At 75.8% G+C, this 20,311-nt stretch carries 16 protein-coding genes; 1 reads left to right on the top strand and 15 read right to left on the bottom strand.

The window, feature by feature from the left end:
• Window positions 1-3: 3 nt before the first annotated feature.
• The 12 genes from ABZ836_RS10400 to ABZ836_RS10455 all read right to left on the bottom strand — a co-directional run bounded on the left by ABZ836_RS10400 (window position 4) and on the right by ABZ836_RS10455 (window position 12,038).
• Window positions 4-570, bottom strand: coding sequence for a phage tail protein (locus tag ABZ836_RS10400; protein ID WP_356138162.1), 567 nt, complete (start codon window positions 568-570; stop codon window positions 4-6).
• A complete protein-coding gene (locus ABZ836_RS10405) occupies window positions 567-2,528 on the bottom strand; it encodes a putative baseplate assembly protein (protein ID WP_356138164.1) in 1,962 nt (653 codons plus the stop codon). Before ABZ836_RS10405 ends, ABZ836_RS10400 begins: the two co-directional genes overlap by 4 nt.
• A complete protein-coding gene (locus ABZ836_RS10410; protein WP_108952835.1) occupies window positions 2,528-2,950 on the bottom strand; it encodes a GPW/gp25 family protein in 423 nt (140 codons plus the stop codon). The genes ABZ836_RS10405 and ABZ836_RS10410 overlap by 1 nt, the downstream gene beginning before the upstream one ends.
• Entirely contained in the window at window positions 2,950-3,258 is a 309-nt protein-coding gene (locus ABZ836_RS10415; RefSeq protein WP_356138166.1) for a PAAR domain-containing protein, read from the bottom strand. Before ABZ836_RS10415 ends, ABZ836_RS10410 begins: the two co-directional genes overlap by 1 nt.
• 36 nt (window positions 3,259-3,294) lie before the next feature.
• Window positions 3,295-5,118, bottom strand: a complete 1,824-nt coding sequence (locus ABZ836_RS10420) for a VgrG-related protein (RefSeq protein ID WP_356138168.1) — start codon at window positions 5,116-5,118, stop codon at window positions 3,295-3,297.
• Window positions 5,115-5,837: a LysM peptidoglycan-binding domain-containing protein gene (locus tag ABZ836_RS10425; protein WP_108952832.1), complete on the bottom strand. Its 723-nt coding sequence runs from the start codon at window positions 5,835-5,837 to the stop codon at window positions 5,115-5,117. Before ABZ836_RS10425 ends, ABZ836_RS10420 begins: the two co-directional genes overlap by 4 nt.
• A 71-nt stretch (window positions 5,838-5,908) precedes the next feature.
• On the bottom strand, window positions 5,909-6,334 hold the full coding sequence (locus tag ABZ836_RS10430; RefSeq protein ID WP_361141171.1) for a phage tail protein: 426 nt from the start codon (window positions 6,332-6,334) through the stop codon (window positions 5,909-5,911).
• A gap of 96 nt (window positions 6,335-6,430) precedes the next feature.
• Window positions 6,431-9,352, bottom strand: a complete 2,922-nt coding sequence (locus ABZ836_RS10435; protein ID WP_361141173.1) for a hypothetical protein — start codon at window positions 9,350-9,352, stop codon at window positions 6,431-6,433.
• A 4-nt stretch (window positions 9,353-9,356) separates the two neighbouring features.
• Entirely contained in the window at window positions 9,357-9,515 is a 159-nt protein-coding gene (locus tag ABZ836_RS10440; RefSeq protein WP_164540787.1) for a DUF6760 family protein, read from the bottom strand.
• The gene (locus ABZ836_RS10445; RefSeq protein ID WP_361141175.1) at window positions 9,512-10,009 is read right to left on the bottom strand and encodes a hypothetical protein; all 498 of its coding nucleotides are present in this window, start codon (window positions 10,007-10,009) and stop codon (window positions 9,512-9,514) included. The genes ABZ836_RS10440 and ABZ836_RS10445 overlap by 4 nt, the downstream gene beginning before the upstream one ends.
• Window positions 10,006-10,446 carry a phage tail protein gene (locus ABZ836_RS10450; protein ID WP_356138174.1) on the bottom strand — a complete coding sequence of 147 codons (441 nt, stop codon included), beginning with the start codon at window positions 10,444-10,446 and terminating at the stop codon, window positions 10,006-10,008. Before ABZ836_RS10450 ends, ABZ836_RS10445 begins: the two co-directional genes overlap by 4 nt.
• Window positions 10,447-10,493: 47 nt before the next feature.
• Window positions 10,494-12,038 carry a phage tail sheath family protein gene (locus ABZ836_RS10455; protein ID WP_356138175.1) on the bottom strand — a complete coding sequence of 515 codons (1,545 nt, stop codon included), beginning with the start codon at window positions 12,036-12,038 and terminating at the stop codon, window positions 10,494-10,496.
• 256 nt (window positions 12,039-12,294) lie between these two features.
• On the opposite strand from ABZ836_RS10455, the gene ABZ836_RS10460 reads away from it, so the two are divergent.
• On the top strand, window positions 12,295-14,001 hold the full coding sequence (locus ABZ836_RS10460) for a DUF4157 domain-containing protein (RefSeq protein ID WP_356138177.1): 1,707 nt from the start codon (window positions 12,295-12,297) through the stop codon (window positions 13,999-14,001).
• Between the two features lie 21 nt (window positions 14,002-14,022).
• Here the strand turns inward: ABZ836_RS10460 and ABZ836_RS10465 are convergent, their stop codons facing one another.
• From ABZ836_RS10465 to ABZ836_RS10475, 3 genes are read right to left on the bottom strand one after another with little or no spacing between them, the layout of a single operon-like run.
• Entirely contained in the window at window positions 14,023-16,314 is a 2,292-nt protein-coding gene (locus tag ABZ836_RS10465) for an ATP-binding protein (protein ID WP_361141177.1), read from the bottom strand.
• Window positions 16,311-17,018 carry a DUF4255 domain-containing protein gene (locus ABZ836_RS10470; protein ID WP_356138180.1) on the bottom strand — a complete coding sequence of 236 codons (708 nt, stop codon included), beginning with the start codon at window positions 17,016-17,018 and terminating at the stop codon, window positions 16,311-16,313. The genes ABZ836_RS10465 and ABZ836_RS10470 overlap by 4 nt, the downstream gene beginning before the upstream one ends.
• Window positions 17,015-20,203, bottom strand: coding sequence for a hypothetical protein (locus tag ABZ836_RS10475; protein WP_361141179.1), 3,189 nt, complete (start codon window positions 20,201-20,203; stop codon window positions 17,015-17,017). Before ABZ836_RS10475 ends, ABZ836_RS10470 begins: the two co-directional genes overlap by 4 nt.
• Window positions 20,204-20,311: the final 108 nt, after the last annotated feature.

Below are 20,311 nucleotides of genomic sequence, written 5' to 3' on the forward strand. Positions count from 1 at the left end.
GCGTCACCTCTCTTCGTCGCTGGACGGGCCGGGCAGGATCTCCACCCGGCAGGCGGTGTGCACCGGGCACATGGCCCGGACGACGGCGTGGACCCGGTCCGGATCGACCGGTGCCCCGTCGCGGCCCGGCCGGACGCGGACCAGGGGCCCGGCGGGGTCGGGGGCCGGCAGGGCGGCGCCGGGGGTGGCGGACCACACCGCGCCGCCGTCACCGGTGACCTCGGCGTCCACGCCCAGCGCGAGCCGCAGCCCCTCGACGAGCCCGCGCGCCGTGCCGCGCCACCGGTGCAGTTCCACGGCGCGGGATACCGCCTCACGGCGCAGTTCCGTCGGCCGCCGCGGGTCGTCGACGACACCGACCCAGGACGCCAGCCAGGCCAGGAAGTCGTCCGGGGCCACCCGTGGGTCGAGGTAGGCGGCCAGGTTGTCCAGGGTCGCGAACACCGGGGCGAGGACGGTGTCGAGGCCCGCGGTGAACCGTTGCGCGAAGTCGTCGTCGGCGTAGAGGGCCGGCAGCTGGGCGCCGATCGGGTACCGGCTCGGCAGGCCGGGGACGGCGGCGCGGCTCATGCTCCCGCCTCCGGCCGCGAGGAGGTGACGACCACCTGGTGCTGGTAGGAGAAGACCAGCGCCCCCTCGGCGACGTCGATGCGGTCCGTCGGCGCGCCGCGCCGGCCGGTGACCGGGTCGGCGGGGAAGAGGCGGATGTCCTCCACGAGGGCGTCGCCCGCGGCGCGCTGCAGCACGCCGAACACCTCGCCGTACTGCACCGGCCGCCCGAACGGCCATCCGGTGCCGTCCAGGCCGCCGTGCAGCGGGTTGAGGTGCCGGAACAGGGCGTCGAGCGACGCCTCCCGCACCCGGTCGACGTCGCCCGGCGCCGCCGTGAGCCGGGCGACCACGGTGACGCCCTGGTAGACCGGTGGCTCGACCACCAGGCGGGTGCCGATCAGGCGCCGCTCGTCGAGGCTCTCGGTGATCGCCCGCAGGACCTGGTCGGAGGGGATCAGCTGCTCGAAGCGGAGCCGGTCGTCGCCCTCGTCCGCCACCGCGTCCGGCACCACCAGGACCCGGACCGCGCCCGCGCCGTCCTCGGCGGGCAGGCAGCGGACGCGGCGGGCGGAGGGCGCCGCCTGACGGGCGATGACCTCGTGGTCCTCGGCGGTCACCGCCCGCTCCTGCGTCCGCAGCGCCCGCGGCGCGCGCAGTCCGGCATTCTCCACGGTCTCCCCCGCGACGCCGCCGCGCGCCGCCTCCCGGTTGACGACACGGGCGACGTACGGGACGGAGGAGCGCAGCACGGAGATGGCGCCCCGGGCGACGTTGCCCTCCGGGCCGCCGCCGGTGCGGTAGCGGGCCACCCGCACCTGGGCGCCCTTGGGCGGGACGGCGCCGCACTGCCGCAGTGTGCCGTCCGGCTCGCGCAGCACCGGGGGGAAGCCGAACTCGCCGGTGGTGGCGTCCACCCGGACGTGCCGGTCGTCGGGCCCTGAGCGGCCGAAGTGCTCGACCACGTCCCAGCGTTGCCAGCCCTCGTCCGTGGACACCTCCACCACGGGGGGCTCGCCGTCGAGCAGGACGGGCGGGCGGCCGAGCCGGAACGACTGCCCGGCGACCCCCTCGGACGTGCCGAGCGGCACGTCGGTCACGGTCTCGGCGTGTTCCACGGACATGGTGCCGCCCACGGTGAACACGGCCGCCTCGCGCACCGTCGGGGACTCCGAGTAGAACGGCTGGCCCGGCTCGGCCTCCGTGACGCGGCAGCGCAGCCACCCGGCCCGGGTGCCGCCGATGACCGACGCCGTGTGGCCGGCCGGCACGTACACGACGACCTCGCCGGGCCTGTTGAGCCCTCCGGTGGTGTCCGGGCCGGTCTCGCAGGCCCGCCAGCCGCCGCCGTCCCACGCCTCCCAGGCGAGCGGCGGCTGACGCGGGTCCACGCCGACGCCCTCCACCCGGCTGTCCAGGCGCACCGCGACGATGCAGCCCGGCACGGCCGTCGGCAGGCCGAACAGCAGGGCGTCGCCCGGCTCCGGCGTGGCCTGGAAGCAGGGGATGTCGCGTCCTTCGGCCAGCGCCCCCGTCCGGTCGGTCTGCTCGCCGCCGCGGTGGGCGGTCACCAGGCGGGTCAACTCGCTGGGCAGGATGTGCAGTTCGGCCGTGGTCGTGAAGACCACGGACTCGTCCGCCTCACCGGGTGCGGTGGTCACCTCGGTGCCCGCGGGCAGCGTCACCGTGTCGGGCTGCGGCGCCGAGAGCCAGAAGTCGACGTCGGCCACGGCCGCGGCCGGCGGGAAGAGGCGGATGCCCAGCAGGTCGAGGAAGGCGATGTAGTTCTTGTCCGGCACCCGGTTCAGCCGGTACAGCAGCTGGTCCACGAGGTACGCGAACGTCTCGATCAGGGTGACGCCCGGGTCGGAGACGTTGTGGTCGGTCCATTCCGGGGCGCGCTGCTGCACGTACCGCTTCGCCTCGTCGACGAGTTGCTGGAAGCGGCGGTCGTCCAGATTCGGGGAGGGCAGGGCCATCAGTCGGCGACCAGTTCCTCGGCCCCCTCCTCGGAGGGGATCGTGTAGAAGGGAAAGACCAGGTTGCGGCGGTCGTTGGTGGACCGCACGGTGTAGCGCACGTCGATGTAGAGGGTGCCGTCCTCGACGGCGTCGAAGGCGACGACCACGTCGTCCACGGTGATGCGCGGCTCCCACCGTTCGAGTGCCTCGCGCACCTGCTGGGCGATGCGTCCGGCGGTGGCGCCGTCGCCGGGGGCGAAGACGTAGTCGTGGATGCCGCAGCCGAACTCGGGGCGCATGGGGCGCTCGCCGGGCGCGGTGCCGAGCACCAGGCGGATCGCCTCCTCGATCTCCCGCCCGCGGTCGACCAGGGCGATGCCGCCGGTCGGTCCGACCCGCAGCGGGAAGGCCCAGCCGCGTCCGATGAACCGTTCGCTCATCACACTCCCCCGATCAGGACGTTCGGCGCGCCGGTCAGGATCACCGCGCCGCAGACGGTCCGGTCGCGCGCCCGGGCGGCGGGCAGTCCGCCGATCAGCACCGTGGCGGCGACCGGGTTGGGCAGGATGACGTTGGCCGGGCCGGTGGCCGCGTGCGGCGGTATCGGACAGGTGTGGAGGCTGCCCACGACGGCGGCGGGCCGGCCGCCGATCAGCACGCGGGCCACGGTCGCGGCGACGGCGGGCGGCGGCGTGGCGATCACCCCGCCGTGGGCGGTGGGGTCACCGGTTCGGGCTGCGGCCGGCATGCGTTGCTCCTCGGGTCGACAGGGTTCGTGGCGTGGTCAGTTGATGCGGATGAGCTTCGCCTTCAGGACTCCCAGCAGGCCGCCGTCGACGGTGACGTCCTGGCTGCCGGTGACCTTGACCGAGCGGCCGCCGACCTTCACCCCGACCCGGCCCTGGATGTCCACGTTCCGGCCCGACACGCTCACGTCGCCGCGCCCCGCGTCCAGGGTGATGCCCTGCTTGTCGAGCAGGACGGAGGTGAGGGGCCGCCGGCCCTTGGCGAAGACCGTGAGTTCGATCCGGTCGCGCCGGTCGTCCAGGAAGACCTCGAGGCGCTCGTCCCCGGTGGTGAGCCGGAGGCCCGAGGGGCCCGGCGCCCTGGCGTCCAGCAGTTCCACCCGGTGGCCCGAACGCGACACCACGGAACGGCGGTTGACCTTCCCGGTGGTCCCGTCGACCAGCGGGACGTCGTGCGGTGACGGCTTGTCGACGCCGTTGTAGAGGCCTCCGATGACGTAGGGGCTGTCCAGCAGGCCCTGTTCGAAGCCCACCAGCACCTCGTCGTTGACCTCGGGGCTCACCACGCCCCCGCCGCCCTTGCCGCCCCACTGCACGGTGCGCACCCAGTCGGTGGTGTAGGTGTCGTCCAGCCAGGGGAAGCGCAGCTTCACGGCGCCGGTTTCGGCGCCGCCCGGCTCGCGGACGTCCGTGACCACGCCGATCGCGAGGCCGGGCATGCGCGGTCCACGGCCCGGCGCGTTGGCGCCGGTGACCAGGCCGGTCAGGGAGCGGTCCGGGCTGGCGCTCACCCACACGGTCGTCCGGTACCCGCCGTGCGGTTCCAGGACGTGCTGCACGGCCGTCGCCGTGTACCGGCCGGAGAACGCCTGTCCGACGTTGCCGAGCGCCACCGGCTTGCCCGCCCGCAGCCGCGGGTTGCCCTCGGCCACCGCCTCCAGCTCGCCGAAACCGGCGCTGACCTGGGCGGCCGTGGCGGCAGCAGCCGCCGTCGTCTCCGCCTGGGTGCGGTACGGGGTGTCGGTGACCGTCAGCTTCGACGACCTGCCGAACCGGGCCGCGAACGCCGGGCTCAGGCCTGGCACCACGGTGTCGCTGTCCACCGACGGCTGCCGGGCCACCAGCGGCCTCTTGGTGGTCACGTCCCAGCCGCGCACCTCCACCTGCGCGGCGCCGTCCGCGGCCGACAGCGAGGCGCGCAGCGCCAGCAGGTTCCGGCCGTACTCCAGCACCATCGGGTTCCGTGCGGCCGAGGTGGACGGCGCGGGCGCACCGGACGCCTTGCGCGGCTTGGTGAACTGGAGCAGGCCCTTCTCGTCGACGCGGACCTGCGCGCCGCTCTCCGCCGCCAGGTGCTGCAGGAAGTCCCAGTCGGAGACGTTCGCCTGCGACAGCTGCCGGTAGGTGACCGGCGCCGCCTCCACGGTCCCGCAGGCCAGCCCGGCCCCGGCGGCCACCTTGCGGACGATCGCCGCCGCCGTCATGTTCCGGTAGGCGACCACCTTGCGGCCGCGCTGGAGGCGGTGGGCCTTGGAGAAGGCGCGCACCACCGTGAACGAGCCCGTGCGGTCCCGGTCCACCTCGAGGGCGGTCACCTCGCCGTCGAAGAGCCGTTCACGGGCCTGGCCGGACACGGTCACCACGGACACCCTGAGCGGGGTGCCGATGGTGATGCCGACGGCCCGCAGGAACTCGTGGTCCGGGTCGCGGAAGGTGAGCTGTGCCGCGTCCGGCAGGCCCACGTTCTCGTCCACCACGCAGCTCACCAGCTGCGCGGCCCAGATGGGCGGCAGTTCGCCGGGCGTCTCGATGACGGGGTCCGCCGCGAACGACCGGCCGCCCTGTGCTCCGGATGCGCTCACCGCTCCTCCTCACCGCCCGCGTCGCGCAGGCCCGGCACCACGAGCTGGGTGCCGGGCGCCAGCGCCATCGGGTCGTCGATTCCGTTGGCCTCCGCGATGACCCGCCAGGCCGTCGCGTCCCCGTACTCCCGCCAGGCCAGCAGGGCCAGGCTGTCGCCGGCCACCACGGTGTGCGTGCTGCGGGCCGTGCGCGCGCCGGACGTCGGGTTCTGCCCCGGCGGGTCGACGCTCGCCTCCTCGATGGACAGGGAGCAGGTGGCCCGCAGCGGTTTGCCGTCCACGTCGAACAGCGTGTAGCTCACCGAGAGGCTGGTGAGCACCCCGTCGAACGAGGTGGTCCGCGCGCTGCCCCACTCGAACCGCACCCACGGGCTGGCGGGCTTCTTGCGGCCCAGGCTGGCCGGGGTCGGCACGCACGCCTTCATCAGCTTCTCCACCGCCTGTTCCACGGAGTTGTCGTGGGTGGCGGTGGCGTCCAGGAACACCTGCAGGCTCAGCTCGCGCGGGCCGCTGCCGACGAACTCGGGCAGCGCCGACTGCTCCGCCATCCGGGACGGGGAGCGCCGCCACTCGGTGCTCTTGCGCAGCTCCAGGGTGGAGGGGTTGAACTGGAGGTCGAGCCGGGCGATCGTGCCGCCCGGCTTGGCGCCGACCGAGGCCGGGGGCTCCTTCAGCGTCAGCTGGGCCCTGGCCCTGCTGGAGCGGACCGCTGGGGACATCCGGTGCCTCCTTTCCGTGCGGCGGGTGGGTGGTGGGTCGAGACGGGGTGCGGGGGGGGCGGGTGGTCGCGTCAGGACCAGCGCAGGCCCTCGTGGGCGATCTCCAGGCTTTCGACGGCCGCCGCCGGGTTCGAGGGGTCGAAGGACGGCCCCTGCCAGCGCACGGGGACGATCCCGAACACCTGCCAGCTCATGATCGGGGTCAGGTCCGGCCTCAGCGCGACGATCTCGCCGTCCTTGGGCTCCACCCGCTTCAGCGTCTCGTCGAGCCAGCGCCCGATCTTCGCCGAGTCGGCGGTGACCGGCCGGGTGAGCGTGATGTTCGACCAGTTGACGCGTCCGGGCAGTTGCCAGGTGAAGCCGTTGTTGCCGCCCTCGGCGTAGCTCTCCATCTCGACCTCGGCGCCCATGCCGGAGCAGGTGTGGAAGGCCCCCAGGTCGTCACCGCCGATGGCGAGGCGGAAGAACACGCTCGTCGCGAAGATGCTGTCCGTCATCCGTTTCCTGCCCTGCCCGTTCCCTGACCTCGTCCGATTCCTGGTGCTGTTCCGTGCCGTGCGCGCGTCCGCCGCGCTCCTGCCGCCGCCGTGGTCTCAGCGGCGCCCGTCGTGGGGGCGCCCCGTGCGTTCCCGGCCGCGCCGCAGTTCGGCGCGGAGCAGCCGGGCGACCGGGTCGAGCAGGCGGCGTGCCAGGTCGTCGAGGTCGAGGCCGGGGTCCCGCTCCGGATCGGCGCCCCGGGCCGTGCTTGAGGCGGAGGCTGGGGTTCCCGCCGGCGCGGGGGCGGACGCCGACCGTGGCCGGCCGCCCGCGGGTGCCGCCTTGGCCGGCGTGCCCGGAGGGACGCGGTCGCCGGCGCCCGCTCCGGACCGCAGCCGGGGGCCGGTGCGCTGGACGGTGGTGGACGTGCCGCCCGTGCCGCCGTCGGATCCGCCCCGACTCCAGCGGACGACGGGGACGTCGCCCGGCACGGTCGGGCTTCCCGGCGCGGCCGCGAATCCCGGGACGGCGGGCGGCCGGTCCGCGAGCGGCGCGGCCTGCGGCGCGGTCACCGGCAGGGCCCGCGCCGGTGCGGCGGCGGCCCGGGCGGACGCACCGGTCCCGGGTGCCGGTGTCCCGGACGCCGGGGACGCGGGCGGCGCGGGCCGGACGACGGGGACGCGCTGGACGGGGGCCGGGCCTCCGGTCGGCCGCGCAGCCGAGCCCGCGGCTCCGGTACGGCCGGTCGTGGCACGGCGGCCCCGCGGCCCCGCCGGGACGGGGGGTGCGCCGCCGGGGCCGGAGGCGGGGGTACGGACCGGAGCGGTTCCGTCCGCGGTGCGGGCGACGGCGTCCGGGGTGGTGGCCCAGCGCGCCGCGACCACGGGTCGGCCGCCGGACCGGGCCGGAGGCGGTGCGGAGCCCTCCGGGACCTGGGTGTTCAGGGAGAGCGGGCGGGCGGCGAGCAGGGAAAGGCTGCGCGACACCGGCAGCGGCCGCGTGGCGACCACGCCCGAGGGCCTGGGTCCCCCGCCGCCCTGGCCCGGCGAGGCGCCTGGGGCCACGCGGCGGGCGGCGACGAGCGGCACCGGGCCCGCCGCGCCGGACGGGGCTCCGTGCGGCTTCCCGGCGGCCGGACGCGGCCCGCCCGGCGACGCGGTACCGGGTCGCCGCTGTCCCCGTGGCGCGGGGCCCGGCGCGTCGACGGCGGGCGCCCGCTCCGGACTTCCGCCTGCGGTCACGGTGGTGGGCGGAGGCGGCGTCACCACGGGTGTGGCGGGGCCCGCGCCGAGGTGCGCGGTGCCGTGAGGCGCGGCGGCGTGCGGCGCGGTGCCGTGAGGCGCTGTGTTCGGGCCCGGGGCGTCCGCCGCGAGGCTGCGCTGCACGCCACCCCTGCCCAGCAGCGGCGCGTCCGCCGTGGGGCGGGAGGCGGGACCGTCCGGCACCGGGCCCCGGGCGGAGGCGCCCGCCACCTCGGCGCTCGGCGGCAGCGAGGGCAGCGGGGCGCCCAGGCCGCCGCGCGCGCGGGCCCCGGTGCGGGCCGGCCTGTCCGTCCCACCGCCACCGGGCGGTGAGCCTTCGCCACCGCCGGCGTCGTCCGTGCGGCGCTGGACGACGGGGAGGGGCGGACCGGGCAGGTCCCGGCCGCCGGGCGCGGCGGGCGGGGCGGCGGCTTCCTTGGCCAACGGCACCGCGGTCGGCGGCAGTTCGCTCAACGGCGCGCCGAGCGGCGCGCGGGTGCTCGCATCCCGCGTCGGGGTGGCCGGTGCGGTCGGGGTGGTGGTGCGGGTGTCGGGAGCCGGGAGGGTGACGGGCCGGAGGGCGGGGACGCGGCGCACCGGGCCGGCCGGGCGACGGGCGACGGTCAGCGAGGGCCCCGCCGGGCGGGGCCTGACGGAGGGGCGGGGCGCGTCGGCGCCGGAGTCCGGGCCGTCGGCGCCCCGCGGCGCGCGTCCACCGGCTCCGGACGCGCGCCCGGAGCCGGGCCCGGGCGAGCCGGACCGCGTCCGCGGGGCGAAGCCTTCGGCTGCGGGCCGGACCGGGGCGCCGTCGGCGGCCGCGCTCGGGACCGGCGACACGCGCCGCACCAGCGGGATCTCCGGCGCGGTCGGTCCACGGCCGGCGTCGGAGGGCGCCACGACCGGACGGGTGCCCGGCTCCGCCGTCCGCTGGACGGCCGGCGGGGCGGAGGAGGGCTGGGCGGAGAGCACGGCGGGGGAACTCCCGGGCGTCAGACCACGCTCGCGCGGAGCGTCGTCCGCAGGTCCGCTGCCGGTGGCGCCGTCGCGTCCGGGACGCGCCACCACGGGACGCACCCCGGCCGGTACCGCACCGGACGCAGCCGTGGCCGCACCGGACGCAGCCGTGGCCGCACCGGACGCAGCCGTGGCCGCACCTGACGACGCCGAGGGCTCGGTGGACGGAACCGGGGCATCGTTGGGCGGAGCCGTGGTGGACGCCCGCGCTCCCGGCCGCGTCCGTCGCGCGACCTGCGGAGCCCGGTCGGCCGACGGGCGTGGCGTGCCGCCCGAAGCCCCGGCACCACGCCCACCGGCACCCGCCGCACGGGCACCCGCCGCACGGGCGCCCACCGCAGGGGCGCCCACCGCACGGGTGTCCGCCACCCCCGCCTCCGCCGCGCCGCCCTGCGGCTCCTCGGCGCCCTCCGCCCGCAGCGACCGCAGCAGCAGCGGTCCGCCACCGCCCCCGGTGGCCTGCGGGGCGGCGGCCGGGCGGGTCACGCCGCGCACCAGGCCGGTCGGGGCCGTGGGCAGCACGGCGTGGCCGAGGCCGGAGTCGAACGAGGGGTTCTGCCAGGACGCGAGGTCCGCCCGGAAGGCGAGGCCGTCGCTGACGCCGAGCGGGGCCCGGGAGACGGTGAGCCGAGGCGGCGGGGTGCGGCGCCAGCCGCCGTCCCAGTCGCCGGGCACGGAGGAGGCCCCGGCATCGGGTGCGCCCCGGTCCGGCCCCGCGCCGGACGTGCCGTCCGCGACGGTCGGCCCGGCGGCCCGGCGGCGCAGCCTGTCCCGCCATGCCATGTGCTCAACCGCCTTCGTTCACGCGGGTGTTGATGCGGGCGATCTCGGCCACCCACTGACGGCGCTCGTCGTGGGTCAGGTCGAGGATCTCCTCGCGGGGCCAGTGGAAGTGATAGGCGACGTACGCGATCTCCTCCCGGAGCCGGGGAAGGGCGTACGTCACGATTCCCCCAGGCGCCCGCCCGAGAGGTCGACCTCGAAGCCGCCCTCGCAGTGCGGACACGTCACCGCCGCCCGGGTGTGGCCCTCGCTGTTGACGCGGCGGTAGAAGTCCTGGAGGAAGGCGACGTCGGTGGCGTACATCCGTTCCACGATCCCGGCGTGCACGTCGGTGATGGAGCCGAGACGGGTGATCACCTGGCTCAGCAGCACCACGCTCAGGTACGCGGGGTTCTCCTTGACCCGCAGGTCGATCTGGGGCCGCAGTTCGTCCCGGGCGGTGGCCAGGCGCATCGCGCCGTGGCGGTGGACGGTGCCCGCCTCGTCGACGTAGCCGCGCGGCAGCTCGAACTCGAACTCGGTGCGCAGCCCGTGGTCCTCCCTCGGCGGCGGGGCGGCGGCGGCGGGGGGTGGCGCCGGCTGCTCGGTCGCCTGGGCGGGTGCCGTCACCTGGAGGATCTCCTCCAGGTTGCCCGCCGTCACCGTACGGCGCCTCATTCGACGACGATCTCCTCGAACACGATGGTGACGGTCTCGGTGGCGTGGGAGGCGTCCCCCGCCTTCAGGGACGGTCCCTCCCACTTGGAGGCCCAGCCCTGCATCAGCTGGATGCGGCGGACCGTGCTGCCCTCGGTGTCCTTGATCTCGATGGTGATGTTCTGGCGCGCGGCGTTGACCGCGCCGTTGTTCAGGGTTTCCTTGATCCAGTTGGTGAACTCGCTGCTCTGGTCGAGTCCCCGGGTGATCGTGATCTCGCCCGCCTGCCGGCCGCCGGGCTGCTTGCGGATGATCTGCTTGCCCTCGGCGCTGACCTGCTTGATCTCGACGACGTCCTCCTCGACGGTCAGCCCGCTGATCTCCTGGATCGACTCGACCAGGTAGCCACCGAGTTGCACGCCGAAGACGTGGGTGGAAAGCGCATCGCCCGTTGCCATGACTGTCTGTCACCTTTCTTGCGGAGCCGTTACCACGGTCCCCGGGATCATTCGTCGATGAGGCTGGTGCTGTCGGAGAACTGGGCCAGCCGGAACACCACGAACTCCGCGGGTTTGACCGGCGAGACGCCGATCTCGCAGACGACCCGGCCCTGGTCGATGGACTCCTGCGGATTGTTGTCGCGGTCGCACTTCACGTAGAACGCCTCTTCGGCGGTGCGGCCGAACAGCGCGCCCCGGCGCCACTCCTCGGTGAGGAACGCCGTGACGTTGCGCCGGATGCTCGACCAGAGCCGGTCGTCGTTCGGCTCGAAGACCACCCACTGGGTGCCCAGGAGGATCGACTCCTCCAGGTAGTTGAAGAGCCGGCGCACGTTCAGGTAGCGCCAGGCCGGGTCCGAGGAGAGGGTGCGGGCGCCCCAGATCCGGATGCCCCGGCCCGGGAACGCGCGGACGCAGTTCACGCCGATCGGGTTCAGCAGGTCCTGCTCGCCCTTGCTGAGCCGCAGCTCCAGGTCGACCGCGCCGCGGATCACCTCGTTGGCGGGCGCCTTGTGCACACCGCGCTCGGCGTCGCTGCGGGCCCACACGCCGGCGACGTGACCGCTCGGCGGGACGGTGGTGTTGCGGCCGGAGGCCGGGTCGAAGACCCGCACCCACGGGTAGTAGAGGGCGGCGTAACGGGAGTCGTAGCCCGCCTCGTCGTTGCGCCAGGTCCGCACCTGCTGGGCGGTCAGTCCGGGCGGGGTGTCCAGGACGGCCACCCGGTCGCCCATCTGCTCGCAGTGCGAGATCACGGCGAGCTGGACGGTGCGCACGCCCTCGGCGTCGATGTCGCCGCGCTGGTGGGCGCTCATCAGGTCCGGCACCGCGACCATGGTGATCTCGTCGATGGCCTCCAGGCCGCCGAAGCCGGTGCGGTCGCCGGCGTCGCCGACGTACTCGGCCGCGCCGAGGCGGGCCACCTCGCCGGAGCCGGAGGACGCGGGCGCGGCCGGCGCGTCGGCCAGCGTCACGGTCTGGTTGGCGGGCCGGGTCTGCGGGGCGCCCTGCTGCTCGGTGACCTCGACCAGCTTGGAGGCGCGGGCCTGGTTGACCAGGTACCCCTTGACGTTCTTCCGGGTGGAGACCTCGTACGTCTCCGCCACCTGGTCGCCCCGGCGGACCAGGACCTTGAAGCGGTCCTCCGGCGGGTTCTCGCCGTCCGCGTCGGCGATCTCCACCGACACGCCGGTGACGCCGGGCCGCGCCGCGACCAGGAAGCCGCCCAGTTCGGCCGGCCGGGCCGCCTCGGCCGCCTGCGCCGCGGGGGCGGAGGCGTCGTCCGGGGAGCCGCCGACGCGCACCACGTACGCGGCGCCGCCGCCGTTGGCGAAGTAGCCGTGGACCGCGTGGGCGAGGTAGGTGCCCTCGGTGAAGCCGCCGAAGGTCCGGGTGTACTGGTCCCAGCTGGTGACCAGCGTCGGCGTGTGGAACGGGCCGGTCTCGGCGAACCCGACGAACGCGGCGACCGCGGTGCCCACCCCCTCGATGGGCCGGGCACCGGACTGCACCTCCTCCACGTACACGCCCGGGGTGAGGTACGTCGGCATGCTCGCTCCTTCGGGTCCTGCGGTTGCTGGCGGTTGCGTCACCTGTGTCCAGGCCGAGTCTGCGGGGCGGAACCAGCAGGTGACAGGGCCGCGCGGACCTGCCCGGGGGCAGCGTCGCTGCCCCCGGCCGCCCGTGACGACCGCCCGGCCGTCCCTCGGCCCTGCCCCCGCACTGCCCCTCGGGGCATGGACGGCCCGCGCGTGCGCGCGTTCGACTGGAGGCCGCACCAGAGGTGCGTCGACGAGGAGGCAGCGGATGCGGACGTCCAGGTCGCGCTCCGAGCAGGAGGGCAACGAGCGGACGGCCGCCGGTCGCGCGGCCGTCCGGAAGGCGTCCCCGCACGGCGCCGCCGTACCTCCCCCGCTGACCGCCGGCGCCCTCCACGCCGCCCAGCGCGGTGCGGGCAACGCCGCGGTGACCGCGATGATCGCCCGCCGGGCCCGCTCCGAGGCCGCCCCCGACGCCCCCGCCACGGGTGTGCGCGAAGTGCTGCGGTCGGCCGGGAAACCGCTGGCCGAGCCGGTGCGCCAGGAGATGGAGGCCAGGCTCGGCGCCGACTTCTCCGACGTCCGTCTGCACACCGGTGCGACCGCTCGCAGGTCCGCGGCGGACATCGGCGCACGCGCCTACACCTCGGGCAGCCACGTCGTGATCGGTGACGGCGGCGGCGACAAGCACACCCTCGCCCACGAACTGACGCACGTCGTCCAGCAGCGCCAGGGCCCGGTCTCGGGCAGTGACACCGGGCAGGGTTTCACGGTGTCGGATCCGGCTGACCGCTTCGAGCGGGCCGCCGAGGCCAACGCGCACCGGGTCATGTCCGGGCCGGTCCCGGACGTTCAGCGCGTGCCGGAGTCGGGGCCGGGCCTGACGGGGGCCTCGACGGACACGGTGCAGCGGGCCAGCTCGACCACGCTGGAGAACGCGACCGTGACGCACTACAGCCCGACCAAGGCCGGTGCCCCGGAGGTGCGGGACCTGACCGTCGAGCGTCCCCGGGAGGTGACCGGCCCCATCACCCCGACCGGCACGAAGGGGCGCCCGGCCGCCCCGAACCCGATCGCGGTCAAGACGCTTCACTCCGCCTACAAGGCACAGGTGCGTGCGCGTGGGGTGGCGCCCAACGAGGGCGAGGTGTGGAAGGACCTGTTCGGTGGGGCGGGCTACGACCGCGGCCACGTGATGGGCCTGGAGGTGGGCGGAAGCGACGTGGCGAGGAACATCGTCCCCCAGTGGTCCTTGAACCAGGGCACCGGCATGTGGCGCAAGATGGAACAGGCGCTGGTGGGGGTGAGCTCGGGCGACCTGCGCTTCGAGGTGCACTACCAGACGGACGTGGGCAATCACCGGCGGGTGATGATTCCGGTCAGCATCGACATCTACCTCGACAACGTCTCCTACAAGTCGTGGAACAACGAGCCCGACACCAACGACCTGATCAGGGCGGGCAAGGATCCGGGCGACGCGGCGGAGTACTACACGGAGGCGAAGGCGGCACTGAGCCAGGCGAAGCTGACCGAGAACGAGATGCAGGACTTCGCCGCCCAAGCACTGGCCAAGGACAGGGCCACCTTCCTCGCCTACGAGGACTACGAGAGGCAGAGGGCCCAAGGCCAGGCGCCCGCGGCCGGCAGTACCACCGCCGACACCCACCTGCAGGGCATGACCCGTTCCAGCTTCCCCAAGGAGCGCCGGGACAAGCTGATCGAGTCGTACATCACGGCAGGCTGGGTGACCAGGACCGGCAGCGGCAAGAACGCGGAGTACACCCTGCACGACGTCCCGGCTCCCGCGCCCGACAGCGACAGCGAGTCCGGCAGCGACTCCAGCAGCGACTCCGACGTGGAGATGTCCGACGCTTCCCAGGTGTCGTCGCCCGGGCAGCCGTTCGCCAGCATCCAGTACGGCTCGCAGAGCAGCAGCTCCGACGAGGACTGGGACGCGATGTCCACCGGCTCCTGAACGCCGCCCAGGCGGAACCGGTCAGGCCGCGGTGGCCACCGCGAGATGCGGTCCGAACTCGCTCTCCAGGACCAGCCGTCCCAGCTTGCGGTACTCCTGGGCGATCGCCGTGATCAGCTGACCCATGGTGAGCGGGGTGCCGGTCTCCGCCGCCAGGTAGGCCGCGGTCACCACGCAGGAGCGGATGGACCCGCCGGCCAGGTCGAAGCGGTCCGCGCAGAAGGCGAGGTCCAGGTCGTCGGCCCGGGGCAGGCGGTCGCCCAGGCACCGGTCCCAGAGGGCGAGGCGCTGCCCCGGGTCCGGCACGGGGAAGTCGGCCACCACGTCCAGGCGGCGGGTGAACGCCTCGTCGAGGTTGGCCCGCAGGTTGGTGGTGAGCACGGCGATGCCGTCGAAGGACTCCATGCGCTGGAGCAGGTACGCGGACTCGATGTTGGCGTGCCGGTCGCGGGCGTCCTTCACCTCGGAGCGCTTGCCGAAGATCGCGTCGGCCTCGTCGAAGAGGAGCACGGCGTTGACCGCGGAGGCCTCGGTGAAGATCCGCTCCAGGTTCTTCTCGGTCTCGCCGATGTACTTGTCGACCACGGTGGACAGGTCGACGACGTAGAGGTCCATGCCGAGGTCCGCCGCGACGACCTCGGCGGACATCGTCTTGCCCGTGCCCGACTCCCCCGCGAACAGCGCGATCACGCCGCGCCCCCGGCCGCCGCCGGGCCGCATGCCCCACTGCCCGAGCACCTGGTCGCGGTGGCGGGCGCGCAGCGCGAGTTCGCGCAGGCGGCGGTGGGTCGTCGGCGGGAGGACCAGGTCGTCCCAGCCGACCCCGGGTTCGACGCGGCGGGCCAGACGGTCGAGTCCCGCGCCGTTCTGGGCGCGCACGGCGGCGCGCAGGTCGTCGGGCGCGACCGGCCGGCCGTCGAGGGCGGCGGTGCGCGCCGCGACGTCGGCCGCGCGGCGCAACTGCGCGGAGTCCAGCCGGTGGGCGGCCACCGCCCGGGCGAGTTCGCCGACGTCGACGGACTCGCCGGTGCCGTTGCTGTCGCCGTTGCCGTTGCCGTTGCTGGAGGCGGTGCCGGTGCCGTCGCCGTTGCCGTCGCCGGTGCCGGAGGCCGTGACCCGGTCCAGGGCGTGGCGCCAGCGTTCGGCCTGCCGCTCGGGGGAGGCGGCCGGCACGGTCAGGACGACGGGGCTGTCGGGCGCCCAGGCCGGGTCCCAGCCGCCGGAGCCGTGCGTCAGGAGGGGGAGGCCGCGCAGCGCTCCGCACACCGCCCGCAGCGTCCGGTCCCGGTCGGCGGGCTCCCCGGGCAGCGCCTCCAGCGGGCCGAGGACGACACCGGCCCCTGTCAGACGGCTCTCCAGCGCGACCAGCCGCGCCACCTCGGGCGCGTCGCCGGACCGCCGGGCGAGGGCCGCCGCGTCCAGGACGAGCGGGCGCCGCCCGGCCGTGCGCAGCGCCGCGACGGCCAGGCCCTCCGCGTCGCCGCCCCGGCTGCGCAGGTGGACGAGACCGCTGCCGCTGCCCGCGGCGGCGGCCGCCCGGTGGACCGCCGCGGGGTCGGCGGCCGGGTCCTCGTGCGCCGCGCCGAGCAGGCCGGCGAGCCGGGCGTCGGGCCGCGCCGTGCCCAGGAGGTGCGCGGTGACCCGGTCGGGGACGGCCAGGACCCGGGAGAGCGGAGGCCGTTCCGGCTCGGTGACCGTGAGCAGACCGCCGTCGACGAGCGGCGCTCCGGCGGCGAGCCGGAACCGTCCGGGTCCCGCCGGGGAGAGCCCGCACAGTTCCAGGGCGAGCCCGACCGTGGGTCTGCGGCGCGTCAGGTCGTCGTTGAGGTAGCCGTAGAGCGGCTCGAACCGGGCGTCCAGATCGGGCGCCACCGCGACCAGGAGCAGGTCCAGCTCCAGGGGCGAGAGCCCGAACCGCGCGGCGAGGCCGCCGAGGACGGAGCCGGCCGGTGGCTGCCGGGGTTCGTGGCCGGGTACGCCGAGACCGCCCGGCCCGTCCAGGATGCGGGTCACCGCCTCGGGGGTGAGGTACTGCCCGCGGTACGGGTCGTCGGGGTCGGGGTCGGTGGCGCGACGGGCCGCCACCGCGTGCCGCACCCGTTCCTCGACGGCGCGCAGCCGTGTCCACAGCGGGTCGGGGCCGGCCGGGGCGGGTCCCGGTCCGGCGGCGGTCCCGGTCTCCGGCCCCGCCACGCCCAGAGGGTCGTCGGGCGCGGGTGACCCGGCCGGGGCCGACCCGGCCACGGCCGTCTCCGGCACGGCCGGGTCTGCCACGGCCGTCTCTGCCACGGCTGTCCGGGCGGTGTCCGTCATGGCTGGCGGTCCCCCCGGCGACGGCGCCGGGCGGGAGCGGCCCCCCGCTCGCGGGGCCCGGCGAAGCCCTCCGGTCCCGGATCGTCCGTCTCCAGGTAGCGCAGCCGGCGGCCCGGCTCCGTCTCCCCGTCCTCGCGCCGGGCGGCGGACCGTACGACGAGTCCCTCGGTGACCGGCGGGGCGGTGGCGGTGGTCGCCCCGGCGAGCGGCGCCCGGACCCGCACCCCGAGGGACGCCTTCAGCTCACCGCCGAGCGCGGACCACACGTCGGCGGCGGCCGGTACGTCGGCCGCCGCCCCGGCGGTGTACAGGGCGACGGTGAGGCCCAGGTCGGCGAGGGTGCCGGTGAGCAGCCGCGCCGGGAGGGTCTCGGTGGCCACCAGACAGGCGAGCACCTCGGAGAGCAGCCGGTGTTCGTCCTGCGGGCGGCTCGCCCAGGCCGTGACGAGGTACGTCAGCTCGAACCACCGGGGCGGGCTGCGCCGCGCCACGAGGTGGCCGTCCGCGTCGTACACCTCTCCGGCCCCGCTGCCGCGCCGGGCGGCGTCCTCGCGGATGTCGTAGAGGAAGACGCAGACCGTCGGGGCGCTGCGCCGCGCGGCCCATTCCCGGGTGGGCGCGTCGAAGACGACCTCGACGCCCGACGCCTCCAGGCCCGCTTCGCCGAGCAGCCGGCGCAGCCCCTCGTCGACCTCGTGGATCACCGGCGGGTCACCTCGTCGGGCGGCTGGACGGTGCCGGTGACCACCAGGAAGTCGGTCTTCACCGGCGAGAAACCGGGGCCGCGGGCGGTGATCACGCGCGGCCCGGTCTGGTCCTTGGCGAGGATGAGCAGCTGTCCGACGAACGTGCCGTCCGCCTTCGGCACGGTCGGCGCGGCCGCCGCGGTGATCCCCGGCTTCCAGGTGAAGCGCACCGGCGCGCCCGGCGGGAAGTCCTCGCCGCGCACGGAGGTGACGAAGCCGGGCTTGCCGATGTCCGGCACGGCGACGATGCGTGGCTGGAGGATGCGCAGCCGCTGCCGTGCGGTGTTGTCGCCGCGGTCGGCGTCGGTCCCGCTGGTGGTGAGTTCGCCGGTGACCTGCCCGGTCAGTGCCTTGTCGGGGCGCAGGACGACCCGGACGACGGTGCTCGCGCCCGGCTCGAGGTCCGGCAGCGCGCACGACCAGGAGGCGTCGCAGCCGGGCGGCCGCGCGCCGGCCGGGATGCCCGCGGGCAGTCCTACGCGCAGCCGCAGTCCGGTCGCCAGCGCGTTGCGGCCGTTGCGCACGGTGTACGTGACCACGACCCGTCCGCCGACGTAGCCGGGGTTCGGCCGGGCGGTGACCCGCACTCCCGGCCCGGCCGCGGGCTCGTCCGCGGGCGGCGGCGGGACGGCCGGCGGCCGGGTGGTGGGCGGCGCGGTGGTGGGCGGCGGGCTCGTCGGCGGCGTGGTGGCCTCGCGCACCGGCACCACCGTCCGGCCGGCGTTGTCGCTGGGCCGCGGGTCGAGGACGGTGCCGGTGACGGACCAGTCGACGGGCGCGTCGCCGGGGACGAGTCCGGTGAGGGTGACGTCCACCGGGACGGTCGTGCCCGGCGGCACCACGCCGACGTCGCACTGGAGGGAGGCGGCGTCGCAGTCGCCGCCGGGCCAGGTCACGGCCGTCACGGCGACGCCGGCCGGGGGCGCGACGGTCAGCCGGGTGCCGGGCGAGGCGGCGGGCCCGTTGTTGACCACGTCGACGCGGACCGTGGTGGTGCGGCCGACGGTGACCGCGTCGACGCCGTCGGGCGCGCGGACCGCGAGGTCCACGGACTGCTGGACGCTCGGTTCCTTCTGACGGCCCGGCAGGGAGCCGGTCAGGGAGACGAGGTCGCCGGAGGCGAGGTCGAGGAACTTGATGCTCTCGGGGCTGTTGGCGGCGACCCGGGCGCGGGCGCTGAGGACCAGGCCCGCGCCGTCGGCCGTCCAGGCGGCGTCGCGCGGCTGGTGCGGGCCGGTGCCGGAGGTGTCGGGCAGTTCCCGGCCGCAGGCGCCGGCCTGGTCGCGGGCGGCGGCGGGCAGCAGGACCCGGCACCGGTCGCCCGACACGGACGTCAGGAGGATGCCGTTGTGCTCGTCGACGCGGCCGCCGCCGTTCTTGCGGTTGAAGGCGATGTCCCGGCCGTCCGGGGAGAAGGCGGGGCTGTCGTCGATGACCTCGCAGGAGCCCGGGCAGTTCTCGGCGCTCAGGTCGTGCTGCCGCGTCAGGTCGTCCACGGGCGCGGTCCAGATGTGCTTGCTGCCGCCGCGTCCGTCGACCACGTGGTTGCGGGTGAAGGCCAGGGTGGTTCCGTCGGAGGACCAGGTGGGCTGGGCGTCCTGGCCCTGGAGCTCCCCGGCCGGCGGGGTGATCCGGCCGGTGATCTCGCCGGTGGCCACGTCCGCGACGAGGATGCGGCTGGGGCCGGCGGCCTCGCCGACGCCGCCCGGCGACATCCGGGTGAAGGCGAGCCGCTTGCCGTCCGGGGAGAACGCCGGGTCGGTGTCCCAGTCGTCCGGGCCGCGTCCCGCCAGCGGCAGGGGGGCCGCGTTCGCCCCGTCGGCGTCCGCGATCCAGATCCGCTCGGTCCGGCGGTCGCGGGGGCCCTCGAACCGGGTGACCACGATCCGGCGGCCGTCGGGCGTGTAGCTCTGCCGCTCGGTCCACGGGTCGTAGCCGGCCCTCGGCCGGAACAACGGGTCCTTCGCGGGGTCGGTGTTGGTGTCGGCCTCCGGGTCCTCGGTCAGGACCGTCAGTCCCAGGTCCCGGGGATCGGACCCGTCGAGCCGCACGTCCTGCAGGGTCGCCTCCTGCGGCCCGGACGCCGAGGTGCGCTCGACCACCGGGCGGCCGCGGTCGGACGGGCCGAGCCAGGTGGGCGAGCGGACCTCGCGGTTCTCGTTGAGGACCAGCCGAGGGGTGGCGGCGGAGTACGCCGGCGTCCGGAACACGTGGTCCCAGTCGCCCTCGCACTCGCAGGTGATCTCCGGGCTCAGGAACAGGACCTCGTCCCCGCCGGGCAGCCAGGCCGGCCCGTGGGCCCGCCACTCGGTCTGCGCGCCGCCGAGCAGCGGCTTGTCGGTGCTCCCGTCGGTACCGTCCGTCACCCGCAGCCGGGTCCCGCTCTGTCCGTAGCCGGAGGGGTGGGCGGTGTACGCGATGAGGTCGCGGTGCGCGGCGTCGTCGACCGGGTTCCACACCGGCTCGGTGGCCTCGCCCCTCGCGGGGTCGGTCACGCGGACGGCGTCGCCGCCGGTCAGGAGCCGCACGTAGACCTGTCGCCCGGCCGAGGCGTCGCCGTCACCGGAGTAGGCCAGGCGCCGTCCGTCCGGGGAGACGGTGGGCCACTGCTCGTCGGCGGGGGTGTCGGTCAGCCGCGTCGTGCGGCCGCTGCCGTCGGCGCGCACCAGCCACAGGTCGCGCTGCGTCCCGCCGTCCGTGCCGCCGGGGCCGGCCGAGTCGAAGACCACGGACCGGCCGTCCGGCGTGAGCCTCGGGTGTGCCGCGTTCATGCCGGTGGTGAGGCGGAGCACGGAGCCGTCCGCGGACCGCAGGTAGACCTGCGGGTTCTTCTCGTCGCGGCGGCTGGTGAAGACGAGCCGGTCGCCCAGGGCGGACGGCTGGGTGTCGAAGTGGGTCGGTCCCCGGCCGAACAGCGGGGTGCTGGAGGTGGTGGTGTCCACCGCGCCGAGGCTGCGGTGGCGGGTGCCGGCGTAGGCGATCCGGGTGGTCGCGGCGTCCCGCGTCTCCGCCGCGGTGACGCTCGCGGAGTCCGCGCCGTCCTGCCGGGACGCGGCGGTGACCCCCAGCAGCGGGAGCAGCAGCAGCGCCACCAGGCCGAACCGCCCCGGGCGGTGCCGCCTGCCGGGGCCAGCGGTCTTCATCAGGGTCCCCCCAGCGGTCGGTGCGGCATCCGGTCGTGCCCCCGCCACCCTGCGGCACCGCGGGCGGGCACGGCAGGGCGGCGGGGCCATGTTCGAGGGAAGCGCGCG

Source organism: Streptomyces sp. NPDC047130, from assembly GCF_040643475.1.
In the GTDB taxonomy this organism is placed as follows: Bacteria; Actinomycetota; Actinomycetes; order Streptomycetales; family Streptomycetaceae; genus Streptomyces.